Source organism: Streptomyces sp. NPDC051183, assembly GCF_040682455.1.
Lineage (GTDB): Bacteria > Actinomycetota > Actinomycetes > Streptomycetales > Streptomycetaceae > Streptomyces.
The window spans coordinates 1-1822 of sequence record NZ_JBFBBA010000118.1; the positions used below are offsets into that span (position 1 = coordinate 1).

Sequence of the window (1822 nt, forward strand, 5' to 3'; positions counted from 1 at the left end):
GCTAGACCCATCCTCCGCACGTAGCGGTATCGGTTGAATGCGCTGCGCAGGCCGTGACGGCGGGCGGGGTGGCGGTGTTGTCCGGGTGTGTTGATGACTCCGCCTCCTGCCCGCCGTGTCGCTGTCCGGCGTGAGCGTGCCCCGCTGCGTGTGCGTGCGGTGGTGACGCAGGTGGTGACCAAGCGTCTGGGCGCTCTGCCCGTGGTCGCGGAGTTTCTGCATCGACTGCGGGTGGCCGAGACCGTCGACGGGCTGTGCCCGGTGCGGGATCTGGCGCTGGCCACGCATGGCGAGGTGATCGAGGCCCTGGTCGCCAACCGGCTTACCAGTCCCCGGCCTCTGGTCCGTGTGGAGGACTGGGCGCGGACCTGGGCGGTCAAGGAGGTCATGGAGCTCGATCCCGGGCTGCTCAACGACGACCGGCTCGGCCGGGCCCTGGACGCCATCGCCCCGCATCTGGAGGCGATCACCGGATCGATCGCCGCCCGGGCGATCTGCGCGTTCGGCATCGACACCGCCACCTTGCACTGGGACATGACCTCGATGTCGCTGACCGGGGCCTTCGACCCCGAGGACCAGGATCCGGACTATCCCCAGGTCGCCTACGGGCACCCGAAGGACCGGCGGGTGGACCTCAAACAGATCCAGGCCGGCCTGGGAGTCAGCGCGGACGGGGCCATCCCGCTGCTGGCCACCGCGATCTCCGGCCAGACCGGCGAGATCACCCAGGTGGTCTCGGCGATAGCGCGGTTCCAGAAGACCGCCGCCGTCAAACAGTTCCTGATGATCGGCGACAGCAAGCTGGTGTCCTACGACAACCTCACCGCCCTGTCCGGCGCGCAGGTCGAGTTCATCGCGCCGCTCGCGGCCTCGGCCACCGACGCGGCGGTGTTCGCAGCCCTGGACCCCGCCGCTGCCGAGCCGGTCGGGTACGTCCCCGTGCGGGTGGCCGACCGCCCCAGCATGGACCGCCCCGACTACCGGGTCCTGGAAGACACCCACACCCTGACCGGCAAGCGCAGAAGCGACCCGCCGATCACGGTGCGCCGCGTCCTGGTCCACAGCACCGGCAACGCCCTCGCACAGGCCAAGGCCCGCGACAAGCGCCTCGCCAAGGCCCGCGAAGACCTGGACAAGCTGGCACGGCTGGCCGGCAGCCGCTACTACCCGACCCGCGACAAGATCTCCGCGAAGATCGGGGTGATCGCCGCCAAGCGGCGCGTCACCGACTGCCTGCGCACCCACATCACCGACAGCCCCGACCAGAAACCCACCCTCACCTGGCACTTCGACCAGGACGTGCTCGACACCCAGGCCAAAGCCGACGGCTGGTACGCCCTGATCACCAACCAGGACCCCGCGAAAGCCGACGCCGCCGCCATCTTCCTGGCCTACAAGGGCCAGCCCCGGGTCGAACGCCGCTACAGCGAGCTCAAGGGTCCCCTGGCCGTCGCGCCGGTCTTCCTCCACGGCAACAAGCGCATCGCCGCGCTCCTGCACGTGCTCATGCTCGCCCTGCTGGTCTACAGCCTGATCGAACGGCAGGTACGCCGCGCCCTGGAACGCGAAGGCAGCCCGGACGCAAGGATGACCGGCCTGTACCCCGACAACCGGCGTGAACGCCCCACCGCCCGCATGATCTTCTACCACCTCAGCGAACTCGATCTGGCCACCGCACCCGGCAGCCGCACGCCCCCGGAACTCCACATCACCCGGGGCGTGCAACTGCGCCTCCTCGACCTGTTGGAAATCAGCCTGACCTGACCAGCACGAACCCGACAGACCTCACTCAAACCAGCGACGTGCGGAGGATGGGGCTAGA

At 69.4% G+C, this 1822-nt stretch carries 1 protein-coding gene; it reads left to right on the forward strand.

Translation table 11 applies throughout. From position 1 onward, the window contains the following. The first annotated feature begins 174 nt into the window (after positions 1 to 174). Positions 175 to 1764, forward strand: a complete 1590-nt coding sequence (locus AB0M99_RS37720; protein WP_365928782.1) for an IS1634 family transposase — start codon at positions 175 to 177, stop codon at positions 1762 to 1764. The last annotated feature ends 58 nt before the right edge of the window (positions 1765 to 1822 follow it).